A 20,111-nucleotide genomic window follows, 5' to 3' on the forward strand; every position below is an offset into this window, starting at 1 on the left:
GGATGGTCGGGAGCGGGGGTTGCATACCCACGCGTCGGAGACGTCGTAGCGTTCACCGCACGGGGTTCACGAGGTGGATTTGATGTGCAGGATCGGTGCTCCTGCTCGCCCGGGTATTCGTTCGGCGCCGAGCCCGATCGTCCGGATGGTTCAGGCGGTCGCGCTGCCGAGCCACCCGGTATCGATATCGCCCGGCGGCTCTGCGCAGGCCGCGGCGGCGGCCTGCAGGATCAGGGCGGCGGCGGCCGCGCCCGGGTCCAGCACACCACGCGCGACCTCGCCGACGTAGCTGGCCCGGCCGCGTTTGGCCACCAGGGATACGGTGCTGGACGCGCCCGTCACCGCGGCGTCGGCGGTGGCGGCGAGGGCCGCGGCGGGGTTGCCGTCGGCGATGCGGGCGGCGAGGGTTTCGGCGGCCGGTGCGAGCGCGTCGACCATGGTCTTGTGCCCGATTTCGGCTTTCCCGTATCGCTGTACGGTGGCCACTCCGGCGGTCAGGCCCTGGGAGAATTCCGCCAGGGTGGGTTCGGGACCGGTTGCGCAGCGGGCGAGTTCGCGGAAGAACATGCCGAAGAGTGGTCCGCTGGTGCCACCGGTGCCGAGGAAACCGCGGGATACCGCGGTCAGCCGGTCCGCGTAGGAGGTGGGGTCGGTGGTGTCGATGTTCTCGCGGGCGCGGCGCAGGGCGGCGGCGATATTGGCGCCGAAATCGCCGTCACCGGCGCGGCGGTCGAGATCGGCGAGTGCTTCGGTGCGGTCGAGGAAGGCGTCGAACATGGTGTGCACCCAACGCTGCCCGAATCCCGCGGGTAGTGCTTCGCTGTTCATGAGCAGGGCTCCTTCACCAGGTCAGGGCCGGGGTGCGCACGGGCGCGTCCCAGAGCGGAAGCAGATCGGCGTCGGCGGGCAGCAGGGTGAGCGAGACCCCGACCATATCGAGCGAGGTGACATAACTACCGGCCAGTGAGCGGGCGACGGTGATACCGCGTCCGGTGAGTTGCCGGTGCACCGCGCGGGCCGCGATGGACAGTTCGAGGGGATAGGCGCCGCCGAGACCGTTGACGATGGCGATCACCGCGGATCCGCGCGAGAGGCCGAGTTCGGCGACCAGCGGGTCGACCAGTAGTGATACCAGCGTATCGGCGTCGGCGAACGGCACCCGGCCGGTGCCGCGTTCGCCGTGGATGCCGACACCCAGTTCGACCTCGCCGGGCTCGAGCGTGAACGCGGGCGCGGTTTCGCCGGGGTGCGTACCGGCGGCGAGCGCGAAGGCGAGCGTCCGGGCGTTGCGCGCGACGCGGCGGCCGACTTCGGCGACCGTGTGCAGATCGGCGCCGGCCTCCGCGCTCGCGCCGCAGAGTTTCTCGACCGCGAGCACGGCCGCGGTGCCGCGGCGGCCCGGGCCGTCGTCGTCCGTGCTCTGGGTGGCCAGATCGTCGTCGACGAGCACGGTTTCGGTCGCGACGGCGTTGTCGTCACCGGCCAGTTCGCCAGCGATCCGGAAGTTGAGGACGTCGCCGGTGTAGTTCTTCACGATCTGTACGACGCCCCGGCCGGAGTCTGCGGCCACGGTGCCCTCGTGCACCTGCAGTGCCGTCGGGCTGGCGAATACCGCGCCGGGTACGGCCACGTCGAGCATGCCGTATCCGACGAAGCCGGCATGGAGGGGTTCGTGGCCGGATCCGCCGCCGGAGACCAGGCCGACCTTGTCGCGGGCCGGGGCGGCCCGGGTGACGATGCCGCGCGTGCGGTCGTAGGCGACGAGTGTCGGATTGGTGAGTGCCAGCCCCTCGAGCGCCTCCTCGGGCGCGGTCTCGGGTTGGTTGAGGATCTGTCGGCGCACGATGTCGTTCTCCTTCGATCGACTGTCGACCGATGCTAGTCGAGCTCCGTACTGCACGGTCCGTACATCGTGGACGTACAACGCGGCGCCGAGGGCGGCGATGTCGATCGGACGGTCGCCGACGCTCCTGCGCCGGGGGCCGACCGGCGGTGTGCTCTGTACCGAGGTCATCTCCGGCGCGGGAGCCGAGCGTCGAACTCCCGGCCGATGCCGCGACCGTCGGTGCCGGTACTTCGGTGGTGGTGACCCCGGCCGGAGCCCGGCCGCGAGCGATCTGCGACCGACAACGGACCGATCGGCGGCCCCGGTGCCGCACCGGCGGTGGACTCAGCGGGCCGACGGGAACAGCGGTGGGGGAGTGCCGATGGGGATGATTCGCGTGCCGGACCAGGGGCACCGGGTGCGGTTGTCGCGCGGATGGTCGACTATTCGTTCCTCGTCGACCGATACCAGGGTCCCCGGGCACCGGCCCGGACAGCCGATGGCCGTGACGGGGCCGATGAGATTCTTGCGGAGGAAGATTCGCAGGTACCGGAGGTTGATCCAGGGTCCGCGCCCGCACCTGCATATCGGTCTGTCGACGACTTCGATTCCTACCCAGGGGCATTCGCCCGGCACGTTGCGCCAATGGTCCGCGACCCGGCCGTGCTCGAGCCTGGTGCCGTGGAGGCAGTACAACTTCTCCGGGCAGTAGTAGAGCCCGGGGGCGGATTTCGGTACGAGCATTCCGGTGTGGATCCAGGGCGCGATGCGGCAGCCGCACACTGGTTCGCCTTGCTGTGGCATATCCGTCTTTCTGCACTGGGTGGTTGTCAGGCGTCGGTGGCATCCGGGTACTGCCGGACCCGCTGCGGCGCAGTCGCGCCGGGAGGTAGCTCGGCCGGGAGAGCGTCGGGTGCGGGACGGTTTCGCGGGCGCTCGTCGGGTAGCTCACGCAGTCCGGCGGCGACCCGTTCCAGGACCGTGGGGTCTGCGCACCGGGTGATCTGCCACAGCCGCAGAGTCGCGGCCATGGCTCGATTGGTGGTCCGGATGGGCAGTGGGGGGCGCTGTTCGGGCATGGTCTGACCTCGCAGGTTCGATGAATTGAACAGGGATGTCTATCTCGGGCCGGGAGAGCGGGAGCATGTTCGGAACGACCGTTTACCCCCTATAAACCAGAGCTGCGCGGGCTTGGTTGTGGTTGAGGGGGTGTAAACACGACCATACGGCCGCTGCGGGTTTGCCGTCAAGCGGCTCTAAACTCCACGGTGTGGATGGAGCCGGCGAGTTCGACGAGGTCCGTAGCGATCCGGACCCGGTGCGCCGTGGTCAGCGGGCCACCGAACTGATCACGCTCTACCAGCAGCGAGCCACCGAGCTGGCGAGACTTCGCAAGGAGGCGATCGAAGAAGCGCATCGGACCGGGCTCAGTTTCACCGAGATCGCGGGGCTACTCGGGGTGACGAAAGGCCGGATCAGCCAGATCAGGACGAGCGCCCCGCCGGCCGAACGCGCGTTTTTCGGTGTCGGCCCGGTAGCGGTCGGGATTCCCCGGTCGGCCGAAAACGAGGATGAGCCCGAACGTGTGCGCTTCGATGTGAGTTACCAGGCGACCCAGCAGCGTGTGGAAGTCGACCTGGCCCGCCTGTCGATGGCGTCCACGCGATTCGAGATCGAGTCCGACACCGAGGACGTCCCGGCCGGTGACGCCGTGGTGATCTGCGAGCCGGAGGCGGCCCCGGTGGCGCGGCGCCTGCTCGCCGCCGCCAAGGCCCTGGGCTTCGAGAACATCGACGGCACCTGGTATCTCGTCGACAGAGCTTCCGGGCGCCGGTACGGGTCTCCGTTCCGCGCCGACAGCACGAACCGGATCGATATCGGCTATCTCGCCCGGCAGGTCGCCGACGGCCGGGTCATCGTTCATATCGCCGGTGTGACGGGCGTCGGATCCCTGGGTATCGCGCATTGGCTGACCGGCCACGTATCCGAGATCTACGAGCGGTCGGCCCGGTTCACCAGCGCGGTGATCGAATGCGATTTCGATGCCGACCTGTCGATCACCGGGAGCCGGATCGTCGCGGGTCCCTTCACCTCCCGGGAATGAGCCGACGGAGAGCTGCGGCCGAGCGGATTCACGTCGGTATCCGGCCGGCGCTCGGCGATCGGGACGGTACGCCGGGCCGATCAGGGTCTGGCGGCCGGTGGTGGATCGAGGGCACTCACGCCCGGGCCGCCGCGTCCGGGGTATCGGGCAGGCGGAACACCCGCCGGGCGGTGCCCGCGAGGAAATCGGCACGCAGTTCCTCGTCCCAGCCCAGGCCCGTCAGGTCGCGCAGTGCCCGGACCGGATCGATCATCGGCCAGTTCGTGCCGAACATGACGCGGCGGCGGCCCAGTGTCCGGGCGTAGTCGAGAAACGCCGCGGGCAGCCGGTCGAGCGCGTAGGCGGAGGTGTCGACGTAGAAGTTCGGGAATTTGACCGTGAGCGTGACGACTTCGTCCAGCCAGGGGAATCCCACATGACCACCCACCACCACCAGATCCGGGAAATCGAGCAGGACCCGTTCCAGGTACGGGATGGGCCGGCCGGTTTCCGAGGTCTTCAACGGTCCGGTGTGCCCGATCTGGGTGCACAGCGGTACGCCCGCCTCGACGCACGCGGTGTAGACGGGATAGTAGAGCCGATGATCCGGCGGTAGCTCCCACAGCCAGGGCACGACCCGGACGCCCACGAAGACATCGCCGGCCAGTTCGCGGACGGTCCGGACGGCCCGCACGGGATCACGGAGGTCGACTCCGAGCAGGCCGCGGAATCTGGTGGGTGCGTGCTCGACGGCGGCCCGCACCTCGTCGTTGGTGATCAGCGGGCCGCCGGGCCCGTACCAGGCCGAGAGCAGTGCGAGATCCACTCCGGCGGCGTCCATCCGCGCGAGCGTCCGGTCGATACCGGGGGCCATATCGGCGGAGTCCTTACCGGTCCAGCGCAGCAGGGTGGCCAGCCAGGGCTCGCGGGCCATTCGCGGGCCCACCTGCTGGGCCCAGACATCGATCGCGCCCATGGAGGGCTCCTTTCGGGACGTGTCTTCAGGTCGGGGCCGGGGCGGGTTCGGTGCGCCGGGAGCGGGCGAACAGGAAGGTGGCGAGGGCCGCGGGGATATTCATGAGGAAGCCGTACACCGCGCCGGGAACCGCCATGGTCTCGTTGCCCAGTACTGTCACCGCGATGGTGATGGCCAGTGCCGCGTTGTGCACGCCGATCTCCATGCCGGCGGCGATCGCGTCCGCCCGCTCCACTCCGAACGCGCGCGGTACCGCGTAACCGATGAGCAGGCTGCATACGCACAGCAGCAGGGCGATGGCGCCCAGCTGCCCGACATGCTCGGTGAAGGCGTCGAACTCCGAGACCAGGGCCGCGACGACCACCAGTGCCAGCACCACCGCCGCGGCGATCTTGACGGTGGTGTGCATCCGCAGGGCCCAGGCGGCGAAGAGGCGCCGCACCGTCATGCCGAGCACCACCGGGACCAGGACCAGGGCGAAGACCTGGAGGAACTTGCCCGGTTGCAGGCCGATACCCGTGCCGTCGTCCAGGAACACCGAATAGGACAGCCCCACCACGATCGGCAGCGTGAAGACGGCGAGCACGGAGTTCACCGCCGTCAGCGTGATGTTCAAGGCGACGTTCCCGCCGGCGATATGGCTGAACAGATTCGCCGATGTACCGCCGGGCGAGGCGGCCAGCAGCATCATGCCCACCGCCAGCGCGCCGTCGAGACCGAACAGCCGCACCAGGCCGAAGCAGAGGGCGGGCAGCACGATCAGCTGACAGGTCAATGCGATCAGCGCCGCCTTGGGGAAGCGTGCCAACCGGGCGAAGTCGTCGACGGTGAGGGTCAGTCCCAGGCCGAACATGACGATTCCCAGTGCCAGCGGCAGGGCGATCGCGAAAAGCATTGACCCCATGTGTCATCCTTCCGACGGCCGAGTGTCGCCCGGCGCCTCGGGTCCCGTCAAGCGAGCGGGCGCTACTCGGGCGGGCCCGGGTCGTTCGCCGGTTCACCGGTGCCCGCCGCGACCGCGGCCTCGTAGGCGAGCAGGGTGTCGACCACCAGGCGGCGCTGCGCGGTGGTCAACGGTGCCAGGGCCGTGCGCCACGCGTACGCGCCGGGAGAGAGCCACTCGGAGATGGCCGGTCTGCTCGCCGGGCCGATATCGATGATGCGGCGCCGGCGATCCGCGTCGTCCTCTTGACGGACCAGGACTCCTTTGCGGCTCAGGTCGCTCACGATGAGGCTCACCGTGGTGGGTGCGACACCGAGCCGGCCGGCCAGTTGTGAGACGGTCTGCGGGCCGTCGAGTAGGAGCAACGCCAGCAGCGACAGATGTCGCGGGGCCAAATCGAACGACCGCAGCTCGGCCGGCGGGCGCATCCGCTTCGCCCGGCCGACCAGTCGCGGCATCAGGAGCAGCAGCTCCCGGACGGTGTCGTCCGCGGAGTCGGGTGTTGACACCTGACAACCTCCGATTTACCTTTGTTTGCAAATATTCTTTGTTCTTTGATCCATCCTAGGGGTTCCGATGCCGCATCTGACTGTGCATGTCCTGGAACGCGACCTCGCCGGTCGGGAGGCCGGGCTGATCGACGGGCTGACCGACGCGGTCGTCGACGTCTACGGCGACTGGGCCCGGGACATCGTGGACATTCGGCTGATCGGTCTACCCGACGGCCGTTGGGCGATCGGCGGTGTGCCCGTGACGAAGTCGGCGCCGAGCGTGACCTTCGGCATCAAGGAAGCGGCGTTCGAGCGAGCGGACGGACGGGAAATCGTCTCCCGCCTGATATCCGGAGTGACCGAAGCGATCGTCTCGGTGTTCGGGGAAGAGGTCCGGTCCGGTGTGGCCGTCGAGTTCGTGGGGACGCCGGCCGGTCGCACCGGTATCGGTGGTGTACTCGCGGCGCACTAGCCGTGTGCGCGTCGCGGGTCGGTGGGGCGGGCGACGCGAGGATTCCGCGATCCGTCGGCCTCGGGCTCCCGCTCCGCGGGCCCCGGCGGGTCAGCTCTGCCCGCCGAGCACCTCGCCGATCGGGACCGGCGGCAGCGCGCGCACCAGCGTCATCACCGCGGTGCAGTACGCGGTGCGCAGGGGTTCCCACTGGTTGGTGTTGCAGACGTAGTTGCCCATCTTGTCGTAGTGCGAGGAATGGCCTTTGTACGACCAGGTGAGGCCGTCCTCGGAGGGGCTCCACGGGCACTGGTTCGGCTGGAGCCCGGTACACGGACCCTCTACTCCCCAGGGTCCGACCGGATAGGCCGCGGCCTGCGGCGCACCGGTGAAGGTCAGGGCCGCGACCGCTGCCGCGCCGGTGAGCAAATATCGGACAGTCGATTTCACAGCGCTCTCCTTCGGTGTGCGGGTTCGGAAACCCATTGCCTCTGGTATCGCCGCGATCGCGTCCGTGTTAGCCGGATTCGCGAAAGGGCGGGTACAGAAGCGCTTTTCGGGGGCGCTGCTCGTGTTCGGTCGGCCGGGCCGGAGTCGCCGGGGGAGGGGGGCGGATCGGGCGTGTCCGCGCGGGTTTCGGCCCTGGGCCCGGCTCCGGCCCGCCGGCCCGCGGCGCCGAGGGCCGTCCGGCCGTGTGCGGCGACGCCTTGGCTAATTAGTAAACATGTGCATATTGTAGGCGAATGTTTACTGATATTGCCTTCGTCGACCTCGGTGCCGTGCGAGCCGGCTCATGACCGCCGCGCCGCCGTTCTCGGAGGGCACCGTGCTCATGCCGTGGAAGCCGGGCCCCGGCGCCGACCCTGCCGGGACCGTGTTCGTCAGCGTGACCGATTTCCTGGCGACATCGGAGAAGGATGTCCGGCAGATCTACCAGGAGGGGCTCGAACTGGGTGAGACCTGGCCGGTGCTGCAGGGCGCGGTCGGAGTGTGGCTGTGGGGTCGGCCCGCGCAATTGCGCGGCGGTTCCATCTCCGTATGGGACAGCGAGCGGGATATGCGGCGCTTCGTGCGCTGGCCGGTACATGCTCGGATCATGCGGGCCTGGCGTGGCCGGGTCCGGGTGGCCACCGACTCGTGGCAGGCCGAGCGGTTCGATATCGAGAGCGTCTGGGTGCGCGCCGCGCGGACCATCGAAGGTCCGCATCGCGGCGGCCGGAGCGGGGACGCGTCCGCGTCACCCGAGGAAGATCGGCGGTGACGGCGGGAATTTCACCGGCAGCGCGGTGAGTGACCGGTGGAAGGGGCCCGGTCGCCAGACGGGTCCTTCGGGGGCGTCCAGCTCCAGTTCGGGAAGCGCGTCGAGCAGCAGGTCGATGGCGTCCTGGGCGACCAGATAGGCCGGGGTCTGCGCCGGGCAGGTCCGCTGGCCCAGGCCCCAGGAGAGGTGGGAGCGGTTGCCGCGGTGGTCGTCGGCGCGGATGGAGGGGTCGTGATTGCAGGCGGCGATGCTGATGACGACGGGTTGGTGGGCGGGGAGCCAGACGTCGTCGATCAGGATCGGCTGGCGCGGGTAGGTGATGAGGAAGTTCGCCATGGGCGGGTTGTCGAACAGCGCTTCGTCGAGGGCGTCGCGGGTGGAGAGACTGCCCCCGAGCACATTTCCGCCGAAGCGTTCCTCGGTGAGGATGAGCAGTAGCGCATTCGCCACGAGGTTCTGCTGCAGCTCGATCACCGCCCCGTACAGACCCGCCAGCTGATGGACCATTTCCTCCTCGTCCAGTTCGGCGGGGTGCTGTAGTAGGCGCGAGGTGACATCGTCCCCGGGCTCGGTGCGTTTGAGCGCGACCAGTTCGGCCAGTGCGGCATTGATCATCTGGTTACCGGCTCCGGCGTCGATCCCTTCGAACATGGCGGCCATACCGGCGGCGACCTGCTGTCCGATCTCGGGTGGGCAGCCGAGCAGGGTGTTGCAGACCCCGAATGCCAGCGGGAAGGTGTACTGCATCAGCAGGTCGGCCCGGCCGGTCTCGCAGAACGAGTTGATCAGCGGGGTCGCGATCTGCTCCACCGACGCGCGGAGTCCGTGTAGATCCACCTCGGCGAGCGCGGACAGATTCGCCGACCGGTACCGCTGCTGGTCGATTCCGGTGCTCCGGGCCGGAACCGGCCGCCATTCCATGATCGGCAGTACGGGGCAGTCGGCGGGCATGCTCTGCTGCCAGGTTCGCGGGTCGGCGGGGAAGTGTTCGTGGTCGTTGAGGATGTGGACGGCGGTCCGGTGGTCGATGACCAGGGTCGCGGGCACATCGGGTGCGAGATCCACGGGCACCATCGAGCGGTGTTCACGCCGCATCTGCTGGAATACCCGGTGGGGGTCCTCGGCGAATTCGGTCGAGTAGAGCGGGATGCGCGGGCCGCCGTCGGCGAAGGGTGAGCCGTGGACGGCACGGGGCGGGGTGTGGGTATCGGGCTGTGAGGTGCTCAAAGTGACTCCGTAGTTTCGCAGTGGTTGACGAGAGGCCCGAGTCGCGCGGTCCCGTCGTGGCGACCCGCTCGGGCACGATACGCGACCGGGTCGCCGAATATGTTGCGGCCGATTCTTTTTGCGCATGCGCGACATCGCCCGGTGGTGTGGTGTCCGCGGGCTACCCGGCCGTTTCCGGTCGTGCTGATCGGGCCTGGTCGATACCGGTGCGACCGGCGGGTGACCGTCGGGTCGCCCGGGCGGGTGGCCGGGATGTCAGCGGAATGTGAACGGCGGTGAGGGCGGGAATTTCACCGGCAGCCCCGTCAGGGACCGGTGGAACGGGCCGGGGCGCCAGGTGGGGCCCTCGGGTGGCAGATCGGCTTCGAGTTCGGGAAGCGCGTCCAGCAGTTGGTCGATGGCGTCCTGGGCGACCAGATAGGCCAGTGTCTGCGCCGGGCAGTTGCGCTGGCCCAGGCCCCAGGAGAGGTGGGATCGGTTGCCGCGGTGGTCGTCGGCGCGGATGGAGGGGTCGTGGTTGCAGGCGGCGATGCTGATGACGACGGGTTGGTGGGCGGGGAGCCAGACGTCGTCGATCAGGATCGGTTGCCGTGGGTAGGTGATGAGGAAGTTCGCCATGGGCGGGTTGTCGAACAGCACCTCGTCGAGGGCGTCGCGGGTGGACAGGCTGCCGCCGAGCACGTTCCCGCCGAAACGCTCGTCGGTGAGGATGAGCAGCAGCGTGTTGGCGATGAGATTCTGCTGTAGTTCGATGCCCGCGCCGTAATGGCTGGTCACCTGGTGGATCATCTCCACCTCGTCCAGTTCGGCGGGATGGCCGAGCAGAATCGAGGTGACATCGTTGCCCGGCTCGGTGCGCTTGAGCGCCACCAGCTCGGCCAGGGCCGCGCCGATCATCCGGTTGCCCTCGTCGGCGTCCACACCTTCGAACATCGCGGCCATACCGGCGGCGACCTGCCGGCCGATCTCGGGCGGGCAGCCGAGCAGGGTGTTGCAGACCTCGAAGGCCAGCGGGAAGGCGTACTGCATCAGTAGATCGGCTCGCCCGGTCTGGCAGAAGGCACTGATCAGCGGTACCGCGATCTCTTCGACCGCGGCGCGGATGGCGTGCAGATCCACCTCGGCCAGCGCTGTGACATTCGCCTCCCGGTAACGCTGCTGGTCGATTCCGGTGCTGCGCGCCGCGATCGGCCGCCATTCCATGATCGGCAGTACGGGGCAGTCGGCGGGCATGCTCTGCTGCCAGGCGCGCGGGTCGGCGGGGAAGTGCTCGTGGTCGTTGAGTATGCGGACGGCGCTCTGGTGGTCGATGACCAGGGTTGCGGGGACGTCGGGAGCCAGATCCACCGGCACCAGCGCCCGGTGTTCCCGGCGCATCTGCCGGAACACCCGGTGGGGGTCCGCGGCGAATTCGGGTGCGTAGAGAGGGATGCGGGGGCCGTCGTCGGCGAAGGGTGAGCCGTGGGCCGCGCGGGGTGGTGTGTGGGTATCGGGTGGTGGCGTGCTCAAGGATGGCTCCAGACTGGTCGCGATATGCCGAGACCTCCCGAGCGATCGGCCCGTGATCTCGGCACGATCTAGCACCCTACTGGAGGCGAACATGAATTACCCTGCGGCACATTGTGTTTGATAACGGTGGCCGCGGGGTAACCTTGGCTGCGACGCGCAGGCCGGAGGTATGTGCGCTAGGTGCAGGGCCGGACGCGCCCGCTGGTTGTCCGTGGAACTGAACTCTACGGTCGTTGTCCGGGGTCTGCCACGCGAGCTTGCGGTCGACCTACGGGCGCAGCCCGTCGAGGACTACGGCCAGGAGTCTGCGCCAGTCCCCGGCGGCCGTGCGAATGGTCGCCGACAGGGCGCCCACGATCATGTAGACGTCGGCCACGGTGCAGTCGGCGCGTACTGTGCCCGCGGCCCGGTCGAGTGCGATGATCTCGCCGAGTACGACCTCGAGACCGGCGCGGGCCGCGCCCCGGGGCTCACTGCCCGCCGAGCGCCGAGTGGATTCGATGGCGGCGGACAGGCCGCGGTCGGCTGCCAGGAGCTCGCCGACGTGATGTAGATAGCGGGTCAGTGCGCTCCCCGGTACCGCGGCGGTCAGGCAGTCACGCGCGAAGCCCTCGATCTCGGCGAACCGTTGTGCGGCAGCCGCTTCGACCAGATCGCCGTGGGTGGGGAAGTGGCGGTAGACGGTGCCGATGCCGACGCCGGCCGCGCGCGCGATCTCGGGAAGCTGTACAGCGCCTCCGTGTTCGGCGAACAGGGTGCGGGCGGTGGCGAGTATGCGATCCCGGTTGCGTGCGGCATCGGCGCGGGGGGTCCGCCCGGGGGTGGGTCTTGACAATCGAGATCCTCTCGTGGCTACCTTAAACGGAATCGGAATCCGCTTCTGATTCTAGCTCGTCGAGAGGTGGGAATCCATGTCGGAAAATCGTTTTCGTGTGCTGGCGCCGGAGGAGGTACGCCCGGGCCGGGTGCCGCTACCGCCGGCCTTCGCCGTGAAGGCGCTGACCGGTGATACCGAAGGGAGGTTCTCGCTGCTCGAGGTGACTCTCGCGCGTGATATCCCCCGCCACACCCATCATGTCGCCGACGAATGTATCTACGTGCTGGAGGGGGAACTCGGGGTCGACTTCGCCGACCGGTCACTCACCGTGACCACGGGCATGTTCGTCCTGCTGCCGCACGGGATCCCGCACGCGCTGCGTGCGGTCTCCGTACCGCCGCCCCGGTTGCTGCAGATCTCCTCGCCGGGTGGCTGGGAGTGCTATCTGGAGGATCTCTTCGAAGCGGGGCCGTCGGTGCTCACCGATGGGGCGCTGGACCCGGTCAAGATCAACCCGATCGCGGCCCGCTACGACATCCGATACGAGGAATCCGCGTAGCCGCGGCGGCCGCATCCCGCCGGCCCGGCGTGTAGCCGGTGGCGGTGCGTTCGGGCTACACGGTTCCGTGATGGTCACGGTGGCGGATCGTTGAATCCGGGGTTTGCGGCGCGAGCCGCCGGGGCCGACAATAGGACGAGCTCGGCACGCCGTTGAACCGGCGAAACGACTACAGAGGGCGGCCGCGAAGTTGTCCGGAGGGCGCGACCTGCCGTGAGCGGTTCCAGGTTCCGATCGACTCCGAGGAGCAGACCATGACGCAGTTCGCGCCCGACCTCAAGAGCAAGCACAGAGCGATGTGGGCCTCCGGCGACTACCCCCGGGTGGCCGCCGATGTGATTCCCGGACTCGGCCGGAGGCTGGTCGCCGCCTGCGGTATCGGACCCGGGCAGCGGGTCCTGGATATCGCCGCCGGCGCCGGGAACGCGGCGATACCGGCGGCCGAGGCGGGCGCCGAGGTCGTCGCGAGCGACCTCACCCCCGAACTCTTCGAGGCCGGCCGCCGCAATGCCGCCGCCGCGGGTGTCGAGCTCACCTGGGAACAGGCCGACGCCGAAGACCTGCCCTACGACGCCGGTGCCTTCGACGCGGTGCTCTCCTGCGTCGGGGTGATGTTCGCGCCGTCCCATCGGACCGCCGCCGACGAGCTGGTCCGGGTGACCCGGACGCGCGGGAACATCGGCCTGATCAACTGGACGCCGGAAGGGTTCATCGGCCGGATGTTCGCCGTCATGAAGCCGTACGCCCCCGTCCCGCCGCCCGGTGCGCAGCCGCCGCCGCTGTGGGGCGACGAAGCGCATGTCACGGAACTGCTCGGGGACCGGGTGACCGATCTGCAGCTGCGCCGGGACCACGCGGTGGTCGATTGCTTCGCCGACGGCGCCGCCTTCCGCGACTTCTTCAAGGCCAACTACGGTCCCCTGGTCACCGTGTACAAAACGCTCGCCGACGAGCCGGACCGGGCCGCGCGGCTGGATCGGGAACTGGCCGAGCTCGGCGCCGCGCACGATCGGGGCAACGGCCGGATGGAGTGGGAGTATCTGCTGGTGACCGCGCATCGGGCCTGACCGCACGCCGGTCGGACAGCGAATGGGACTTTCCTGCCCCGGTCGCGGGTTGTACCCGGGGCAGGAAAGCGGAGGACTGAGGAGGAATCGTGACCGAAACGCGTAAGGCGATCCTGGCCGGTGGGTGCTTCTGGGGTATGCAGGAGCTGATCCGCAAGCAGCCGGGAGTCGTATCGACGCGCGTCGGCTATACCGGCGGGCGCAACGATCACCCCACCTACCGCAACCATCCGGGTCATGCGGAGGCCGTGGAGATCGTCTACGACCCGGCGCAGACCGACTACCGGGCGCTGCTGGAGTTCTTCTTCCAGATCCACGATCCGACCACCAAGGATCGTCAGGGCAACGATATCGGTAGCAGCTATCGCTCCGAGATCTTCTACGTCGACGACGAGCAGAAGCGGGAGGCGCTGGCCACCATCGTCGACGTCGAGGATTCGGGCCTGTGGCCGGGCAAGGTCGTCACCGAGGTGACGCCCGCCCCGGAGTTCTGGGAGGCCGAACCCGAACACCAGGACTATCTGCAGCACTTCCCGAACGGCTACACCTGCCACTTCCCGCGGCCCGGCTGGAAGCTGCCGCGGCGGCAGACCACCGCCCAGTAGGCATCGGGTACCGGAGCGACCGGGGCCGGTCCCCGCGCCGCTTCGGTTCGCGGCCCGGCCGCGGTGATGAGTAGTGTCGGGCGAGTGAGTGGTTGGGCGCGCCGTAGGTTCCAGAGAATAGGACGATTCGACCGCGCCGTGGGCGGCGTGGTGGCGGAACTGCCCGCCTCCCGGCTGGACGCGGGGCTGCTGCGATTGACCGGCAGCGCCGACCACAGTGTCCTGTGGATGGCCTGTGCGGGGCTGCTCGCGGCGCGCCAGGGGGCCACCCGGCGGGCGGCGTTGCGCGGGGTGGTTTCGGTGGCCGGTGCCAGCTTCGTGGCCAATGTCGTGCTCAAGACGGTATTCGCGCGCCGCCGTCCGGCCGCGGAACTGATGCCGGAGTACCGGCGGCTCGCCCCGGCCCCGTCCTCGTCGTCGTTCCCGTCCGGGCACAGCGCCAGCGCCGCCGCCTTCGCGACGGCGGTCGCGATGGAGAGCCCGCGCACCGCGCTGGCGGTGGCGCCGCTGGCCGCGGCGGTCGCCTACTCCCGGGTTCATACGGGAGTGCACTGGGGTTCGGATGTCCTCGTCGGCGCCGCCGTGGGTTCCGGGATCGCGCTGGCCACCCGGCGCTGGTGGCCGGTACGCGAATCCGATGAGGCGCGGGCCCGGCTGGTCCGCGAGGCGCCGGTGCTCGCCGAGGGCAAAGGGCTCGTCGTCATGGTGAACCCGGTGTCCGGTGACGCCAACTACGATCCCACCGACGATATCGCCGCGGCCCTGCCCGCGGCCGTCGTGCTGCGCACCCGGCCCGATGTGGATTGCGCCGAACTCCTCGAGCAGGCCATTGCCGAACAGCCGGAGCCGGTGGCGGCCCTCGGGGTGGCCGGCGGTGACGGGACGGTGGCCGCGGTGGCCGCGGTCGCCCTGCGCCGCGGGCTGCCGCTGGTGGTGATCCCGACCGGCACGCTCAATCATTTCGCCCGCGACCTCGGTGTCTACGATCTGGTCGAGGTTGTCGACGCCACCGGTGTCGGGGAGGCGGTCGCGGTCGATATCGCCGGTGTCCAGTACGGTGACGCGACCGAGATGGGGACCCGGCACCTGATCAACACCTTCAGCCTCGGCTCCTACCCGGACCTGGTCCGGTTACGCGAGAAATGGCAGTCACGGTGGGGTAAATGGCCCGCGTTCGCGGCGGCGCTCGTGGTCACCCTGCGCCGGGCCGAACCGATCGAGATCTACCTCGACGACCACTGGCAGCGGGTGTGGTTCCTCTTCGTCGGCAACGGGCCCTACCATCCGCACGGCGCCGTACCGGCGTTCCGGGACCGGCTCGATTCCGGACTGCTCGACGTGCGCTGGTTGCGCGCCGATCTACGCTGGTCCCGCACTCGCGCGGTGGTGTCGCTGCTGTTGGCCGCCATCGGGCACAGCCGGGTCTACGGGGAACGGCAACTGTCGGAGCTGTTCGTGTACCTGCCCCGGCCCGAATCGCTCGCGGCCGACGGTGAAGTGTTCGGCAGCGCCACCCATCTGCGCTTCTCGGTGGCGGGCCAGCTCACGGTGTACCGGCGTGACGAATCGAATCCGCTGTGGGCCAACCGCAGCCGGCCGCATCACCGCCGGGCTCCGTGGTTGCCCGACGTATTCCGATTTCGCTGAGCGGTCCGGCCCCGCGAGATCGCGGGTGCCCTGTTCGGGAAGTGTCGGTTCGGTATTCGGCGGTCGTCCGAGTCCGCTGCCGGCTGCCCGATAGATGCCGGTGACCGATGCACGGCCACGGGATCATCCGGAAGCGGGTGGACCGGCGTCGTCGTCCGCCTGGGCCAGGGGCCGTTCCGGTAGCCGCCGGGTGCCGAACAGCGCGAGGACGGCCAGCAGCGCCGTGGCCGCGAACGCCGTGTGCAGCGCGTCCAGGCGGGCCGCGGTATTGACCGAGACGACCGAATCGGCGGTGGGTTCGTCCACTCCGGCGGCGGCGAGTGCGTCGCGCAACTGGGTGTCGGACAGGAACGGGACGCCGTCGGCCAGCACGGTGGTCGCCTGCTCCTGGACGGAGGCCGGCACCGCAGGATTGTTCTCGATCCCGTCGGTGACCGACGAGGTCAGGGTGGCGATCAGGATGGAGCCGATCAGCGCGGTGCCCAGCGACGCGCCGAGGTAGGTGGCGGTGTTCTGCAGCCCGCCGACCTCGGCACTGCGCGATTCGGGCACCGCGGAGACGGTCACCGCGCCCAGTTGGGATGCCAGCGCACCCAGACCCGCGCCCATCAGCAGCATCGGGATCGCGACGACGCGCGCGTCGGCCCCGGGATCCATTCCGCCGGCCAGCAGCAGTATCCCGATACTCATGGAGAGCAGGCCCAGGCGGACCACGCGCCGGGCGCCCACCCGCGGTGCGAATTTCGGGATGCCGACAGCGGTCGCGATCAAGGCGACCGACAGCGGCAGCAAGCGGGCGCCGGTTCCGAGCGCGCTGAGCTGGAGTACCACCGAGAGGAACAGCGGGACGGTGAAGAACACGCCGGCCTGCACCGCGAACTGGGCGAAGAACATCCCCAGACCGCCGGTGAGTTGGCGGTTGCCCAGTAGTTCCGGGTCGAAGAGCGGTTCGCGCCCGGTGCGTACGCAGGCCGCCAGCCGTTCGCGGAGCAGGTACAGCACGAGCAGTCCACCGAGCAGCAGCCAGATCACCGGGGACAGGCCGAACACGGCCGGGGCGCCGGGCCGCTCCTGGATCCAGCCCCATTCGCTCGAGCGGAGTACGCCGTAGACGATCATGGCCAGGCCGCAGACCGACAGCGCCGAACCGAGATAGTCGAGGCGGGCCTGCTCGGCGGAGGTGTCGTTCATCCTGCGTAACAGCAACAGGATCAGGATCACCACGACCACCTCGCCGAAGAAGACGAACCGCCAGGAGGCGTAGGTCGTCACCGCGCCACCCAGCAGCGGGCCCACCGCGATCGCCGCGGCGGCCGCGGCCGCGACGAGACCGTAGGCCGCGGTGCGGCGTTCGGCCGGGATATTCGCGGCCACCAGGGCCACGATCGCCGGCATGATCAATGCCGCGCCGATGCCCTCGAGCAGCGACCAGCCCACCAGCAGGACGGCGAGATTCGGCGCGAGACCGGTGACGAACGACCCCAGGCCGTACACGACCAGACCGATCCCGAAGACGCGCCGGCGGCCGACGATCGCGCCGATCTTCCCGCCGGTGATCATCAGCGACGCCATCACCAGCGTGTACAGGGTTATGGCGGTCTGGATACCGGTGATGCTCGTCCCGAGGTCCTGCGCCACGGTCGCCATGGATACGTTCATCACCGAACTGTCGAGGGCCATGAGGAACTGGCCCGCGCACAGCACGGCCAGCACCACGCCGGAACCGGATCGTGCCGGCGGGGCCTCGGGTCGCCCTGCGCTCATGGGGATGCCGGCGGCCGCTACTGCGATGAGTTGAAGTCGATCATCCAGGGGATGGAGAACTTGTCGGTGAGCATGCCGAACAGTTCGGTCCACTCCGTCTCGGCGAGATGCATATCCACCGACCCGCCCTCGCTCAGCGCACCGAACACCCGCTCCGCTTCGTCGCGGTCGCCGACCTCGAGGCATACGGTGAAGTTCGGCCGCTGCGGAACCTCCACGGTCTGCCCCGGCGGGCAGTCCGAGCCCATCAGTATCTGGCCGGTCCCGGCCAGCGGCAGTGCCGTATGCGCCACCAGGCTCTTCGCCTCGTCCGGCAGGTTCGCGCCCTCGCCCATATCGCCGAACCGGATCAGCTGGAGTTCGCCACCGAACACCGACTGGTAGAAGGTGAACGCCTCCTCGGCGTTGCCGTTGAACATGAGATACGCGTTGACGGATTTCACGGGTCTCCTCCTCTGGTGATGCGGATGTGCGGATGTACGACCAGGGGGAATGCCACGATCCGGCGCCGCCGGGCGCGATGGCCGGCGCGCGGACCGATCGGGCCGAGCGTAGCCCGCGCCGACCGGCCGCGGGGGAGATCCCGCCCAGATGCGGGAGTGGTTCGGCACCGCGCAATCGCCCGGAGTGGCCCCTGGGCCCTTGCGGGAACAGGGAGCGGGGCACCCGACCCGCCGGGGCGGCCCGCCATGCGCCGGAACAGGCGCACGCCGGGTGATACTCGGGATGCCGCCCGCCCGGGCGGTGCCACGTCCGGTCCCGATGCTGGTGGAGGTCTCCATGGCATTGACTCATCCGTCTCGGCCCGGCGGCACCGGCCGGGACGATATCGCGGTGAATCCGGTGTTCACCCGGGAGCCGGTCGAGGTGCCCCGCAACCGGTTGCCCGCCGCGGAGCTGGACAGCGAAACCGCCTACCAGATCGTGCACGACGAACTGTTGCTCGACGGCAATGCCCGGCTCAACCTCGCCACCTTCGTCACCACCTGGATGGAACCCGCGGCGCAGGTGCTGATGAGCGAATGCTTCGACAAGAACATGATCGACAAGGACGAGTACCCGCGCACCGCCGAACTGGAGCAGCGATGTGTGCGGATCCTGGCCGATCTGTGGCACGCCGCCGACCCGGACCATGCCGTCGGGTGTTCGACCACCGGCTCCAGTGAGGCGTGCATGCTGGCCGGACTGGCCATGAAGCGCCGGTGGCAGCTGCGGCGCCGGGCCGCCGGACAGTCGGCCGAGCGCCCGAACCTGGTGATGGGGATCAATGTCCAGGTGTGCTGGGAGAAGTTCGCCGAGTACTGGGACGTCGAACCGCGTGTGGTGCCGATGTCGGGGGAGCGGTTCCATCTCACCGCCGAGGAAGCGGCGGCCCGCTGCGACGAGAACACGATCGGTGTGGTGGCCATCCTGGGGTCCACATTCGACGGCAGCTACGAACCGGTCGCCGAGATCTGCGCGGCGCTGGACCGAGTGCAGGCCGAGCACGGCTGGGATATCCCGGTGCACGTGGACGGGGCGTCGGGCGCCATGATCGCGCCGTTCTGCGATCCCGGACTGGAGTGGGATTTCCGGCAACCACGGGTCGCCTCGATCAACACCTCGGGCCACAAATACGGGCTGATCTATCCGGGGGTGGGCTGGGTGCTGTGGCGCGACGCCGACGCCTTACCGGATGCTCTGGTCTTCCGGGTGAACTACCTCGGCGGGGAGATGCCGACCTTCGCGCTGAACTTCTCCCGGCCGGGCGCGCAGGTGGTGGCCCAGTATTACACCTTCCTGCGGCTCGGGCACCGCGGCTACGCGCGGGTGCAGGGATACTGCCGCGAGGTCGCGTCCGCACTGGCCGACCGGATCGCGCGGCTGGGCCCGTTCCGGCTGATCACCGACGGCCGGCAGTTACCCGTCTTCGCCTTCACGCTGGCCGAGGGCGAGACCGGGTATTCGGTCTTCGACGTCTCGGCGGCACTGCGGGAACAGGGTTGGCTGGTGCCCGCCTACACCTTCCCGGCCGACCGGGAGGATCTGGCGGTGCTGCGCGTGGTGGTGCGTAACGGTTTCAGCCACGACCTCGCCGACCTGCTGATCGAGGCGTTGCAGCGCGCGCTGCCGCGGTTGCGTGCCCAGCAGGCGCCGCAGCGCGGCGCCGAGGCCGCGTCGTTCTCCCACGGCGCCGATACCCGGCCGCACAGCGCGGGCGTGCGGCCGACGGGTGGGTGAGCGGAACCGGCCGGCACAGTCGCCGTGGCCGGCCGGTTCGCTGTCTCGGGCCGGGCCTGCCCGAGGCCTATCGACACATGACTGATGTGCCGTTGTTCAGGTCTCAGAAGGCGCTACCGCTGCCGGGCAGGAAGATCCGCGGGAAGGGCAGACCGAAACCGGGACGGTGGTGACCGTGGTCCCAGCCGTGGTTGTGGTGCCGGCCGCGGTCCCAGTCCCGGTCGTGGCGGTTGCGGCCGCGGTTCCAGTCGACCGGGCTGTCGTGCCGGCCGTGCCAGCTGTCGTCGTGGCGGCCGTGCCACCCGCGATCGCCGTACCCGTGACCGTGGCGGCCGGGGCGGCTCACGTCCTGGACCTCGGTGTCGGCGTTCTCGGTGACCACCGGGGCGCCGTTGTCGGCGAGCGCGGGTGCGGCGGTGAGGGCCAGCGGGGCCAGGGCGATCGCGGCGGTGGCCGCGATCCGGACGGCGAGTCGGCGGGTGCGTGCGGTTCGGTGCATGATTCGTCCTCGGTCGTAGCGCCGCCCGGGGGCGGTGGCGGAAGCAGTTGCACTGTGGGAGTGCGGCTTGCTCTGATGCCTAGACCGTACCGTTAAACAACGGCGCATTCAATAGGTGTTCGTTAACTGGGGCTGACGAACTTCGTGAACAGCAACTTTCCGCGACC

General features: G+C 69.3%; 20 protein-coding genes and 1 pseudogene. 8 read left to right on the forward strand and 13 right to left on the reverse strand.

All coding sequences use genetic code 11. The features are described from left to right. Positions 1-150: 150 nt before the first annotated feature. The 3 genes and pseudogenes from dhaL to IG75_RS0121660 form a co-directional block, all read right to left on the reverse strand. Positions 151-1,846: pseudogene (gene dhaL, locus IG75_RS40910) on the reverse strand (dihydroxyacetone kinase subunit DhaL). A 324-nt stretch (positions 1,847-2,170) separates the two neighbouring features. Further along, complete coding sequence (locus IG75_RS0121655) at positions 2,171-2,629, reverse strand: hypothetical protein (RefSeq protein WP_156059057.1); 459 nt, start codon at positions 2,627-2,629, stop codon at positions 2,171-2,173. Positions 2,630-2,655: 26 nt separating this feature from the next. Next, positions 2,656-2,904 carry a hypothetical protein gene (locus IG75_RS0121660; RefSeq protein ID WP_030523108.1) on the reverse strand — a complete coding sequence of 83 codons (249 nt, stop codon included), beginning with the start codon at positions 2,902-2,904 and terminating at the stop codon, positions 2,656-2,658. Between the two features lie 191 nt (positions 2,905-3,095). Between IG75_RS0121660 and IG75_RS0121665 the strand changes: the two genes are divergently transcribed. Continuing rightward, positions 3,096-3,929: a nitrogenase iron-molybdenum cofactor biosynthesis protein NifE gene (locus IG75_RS0121665; RefSeq protein WP_036543993.1), complete on the forward strand. Its 834-nt coding sequence runs from the start codon at positions 3,096-3,098 to the stop codon at positions 3,927-3,929. A 115-nt stretch (positions 3,930-4,044) separates the two neighbouring features. On the opposite strand, the gene IG75_RS0121670 is transcribed toward IG75_RS0121665, so the two are convergent. From IG75_RS0121670 to IG75_RS0121680, 3 genes are all read right to left on the reverse strand, one after another. Next, positions 4,045-4,884 carry an amidohydrolase family protein gene (locus tag IG75_RS0121670; protein ID WP_030523107.1) on the reverse strand — a complete coding sequence of 280 codons (840 nt, stop codon included), beginning with the start codon at positions 4,882-4,884 and terminating at the stop codon, positions 4,045-4,047. 25 nt (positions 4,885-4,909) lie between these two features. Beyond that, the gene (locus IG75_RS0121675) at positions 4,910-5,788 is read right to left on the reverse strand and encodes a bile acid:sodium symporter family protein (RefSeq protein ID WP_030523106.1); all 879 of its coding nucleotides are present in this window, start codon (positions 5,786-5,788) and stop codon (positions 4,910-4,912) included. A 62-nt stretch (positions 5,789-5,850) separates the two neighbouring features. Further along, a complete protein-coding gene (locus tag IG75_RS0121680) occupies positions 5,851-6,336 on the reverse strand; it encodes a MarR family winged helix-turn-helix transcriptional regulator (RefSeq protein ID WP_036514826.1) in 486 nt (161 codons plus the stop codon). A gap of 67 nt (positions 6,337-6,403) precedes the next feature. Here IG75_RS0121680 and IG75_RS0121685 point away from each other — a divergent pair, with 67 nt between their 5' ends. After that, positions 6,404-6,790 (forward strand): tautomerase family protein, encoded by a 387-nt coding sequence (locus IG75_RS0121685; RefSeq protein WP_030523104.1) that lies wholly within the window; start codon positions 6,404-6,406, stop codon positions 6,788-6,790. Between the two features lie 90 nt (positions 6,791-6,880). Here IG75_RS0121685 and IG75_RS0121690 read toward each other — a convergent pair whose 3' ends face one another. Beyond that, positions 6,881-7,219, reverse strand: a complete 339-nt coding sequence (locus IG75_RS0121690) for a hypothetical protein (RefSeq protein WP_030523103.1) — start codon at positions 7,217-7,219, stop codon at positions 6,881-6,883. A gap of 343 nt (positions 7,220-7,562) precedes the next feature. Here IG75_RS0121690 and IG75_RS37450 point away from each other — a divergent pair, with 343 nt between their 5' ends. After that, the gene (locus IG75_RS37450; RefSeq protein WP_051714792.1) at positions 7,563-8,030 is read left to right on the forward strand and encodes a hypothetical protein; all 468 of its coding nucleotides are present in this window, start codon (positions 7,563-7,565) and stop codon (positions 8,028-8,030) included. Here the strand turns inward: IG75_RS37450 and IG75_RS0121700 are convergent. The 3 genes from IG75_RS0121700 to IG75_RS0121710 form a co-directional block, all read right to left on the reverse strand. After that, entirely contained in the window at positions 8,007-9,257 is a 1,251-nt protein-coding gene (locus tag IG75_RS0121700) for a cytochrome P450 family protein (protein ID WP_030523101.1), read from the reverse strand. The genes IG75_RS37450 and IG75_RS0121700 overlap by 24 nt on opposite strands. Positions 9,258-9,512: 255 nt before the next feature. Continuing rightward, entirely contained in the window at positions 9,513-10,766 is a 1,254-nt protein-coding gene (locus IG75_RS0121705; protein WP_030523100.1) for a cytochrome P450 family protein, read from the reverse strand. Positions 10,767-11,034: 268 nt separating this feature from the next. Continuing rightward, entirely contained in the window at positions 11,035-11,601 is a 567-nt protein-coding gene (locus tag IG75_RS0121710) for a TetR/AcrR family transcriptional regulator (protein WP_030523099.1), read from the reverse strand. Positions 11,602-11,677: 76 nt separating this feature from the next. Between IG75_RS0121710 and IG75_RS0121715 the strand changes: the two genes are divergently transcribed. The 4 genes from IG75_RS0121715 (at position 11,678) to IG75_RS0121730 (ending at position 15,461) form a co-directional block, all read left to right on the forward strand. Then, on the forward strand, positions 11,678-12,142 hold the full coding sequence (locus IG75_RS0121715) for a cupin domain-containing protein (protein ID WP_030523098.1): 465 nt from the start codon (positions 11,678-11,680) through the stop codon (positions 12,140-12,142). 254 nt (positions 12,143-12,396) lie between these two features. After that, the gene (locus tag IG75_RS0121720) at positions 12,397-13,209 is read left to right on the forward strand and encodes a class I SAM-dependent methyltransferase (protein ID WP_030523097.1); all 813 of its coding nucleotides are present in this window, start codon (positions 12,397-12,399) and stop codon (positions 13,207-13,209) included. 137 nt (positions 13,210-13,346) lie between these two features. Next, on the forward strand, positions 13,347-13,814 hold the full coding sequence (gene msrA / locus IG75_RS0121725) for a peptide-methionine (S)-S-oxide reductase MsrA (protein WP_373863754.1): 468 nt from the start codon (positions 13,347-13,349) through the stop codon (positions 13,812-13,814). An 84-nt stretch (positions 13,815-13,898) separates the two neighbouring features. Continuing rightward, positions 13,899-15,461: a bifunctional phosphatase PAP2/diacylglycerol kinase family protein gene (locus tag IG75_RS0121730; RefSeq protein ID WP_245713226.1), complete on the forward strand. Its 1,563-nt coding sequence runs from the start codon at positions 13,899-13,901 to the stop codon at positions 15,459-15,461. 123 nt (positions 15,462-15,584) lie between these two features. Here IG75_RS0121730 and IG75_RS0121735 read toward each other — a convergent pair whose 3' ends face one another. Together IG75_RS0121735 and IG75_RS0121740 are read right to left on the reverse strand one after the other, a co-directional pair. Next, entirely contained in the window at positions 15,585-17,225 is a 1,641-nt protein-coding gene (locus IG75_RS0121735) for an MFS transporter (RefSeq protein ID WP_051714794.1), read from the reverse strand. Between the two features lie 17 nt (positions 17,226-17,242). Continuing rightward, positions 17,243-17,668 carry a VOC family protein gene (locus tag IG75_RS0121740; protein ID WP_030523093.1) on the reverse strand — a complete coding sequence of 142 codons (426 nt, stop codon included), beginning with the start codon at positions 17,666-17,668 and terminating at the stop codon, positions 17,243-17,245. Between the two features lie 337 nt (positions 17,669-18,005). On the opposite strand from IG75_RS0121740, the gene gad reads away from it, so the two are divergent. Further along, positions 18,006-19,445, forward strand: coding sequence for a glutamate decarboxylase (gad, locus tag IG75_RS0121745; RefSeq protein WP_030523092.1), 1,440 nt, complete (start codon positions 18,006-18,008; stop codon positions 19,443-19,445). Positions 19,446-19,548: 103 nt separating this feature from the next. Here gad and IG75_RS0121755 read toward each other — a convergent pair whose 3' ends face one another. Next, entirely contained in the window at positions 19,549-19,944 is a 396-nt protein-coding gene (locus IG75_RS0121755; protein WP_030523091.1) for a hypothetical protein, read from the reverse strand. Positions 19,945-20,111: the final 167 nt, after the last annotated feature.

Source organism: Nocardia rhamnosiphila NBRC 108938, assembly GCF_000720425.1.
GTDB classification, from domain to species: domain Bacteria; phylum Actinomycetota; class Actinomycetes; order Mycobacteriales; family Mycobacteriaceae; genus Nocardia; species Nocardia rhamnosiphila.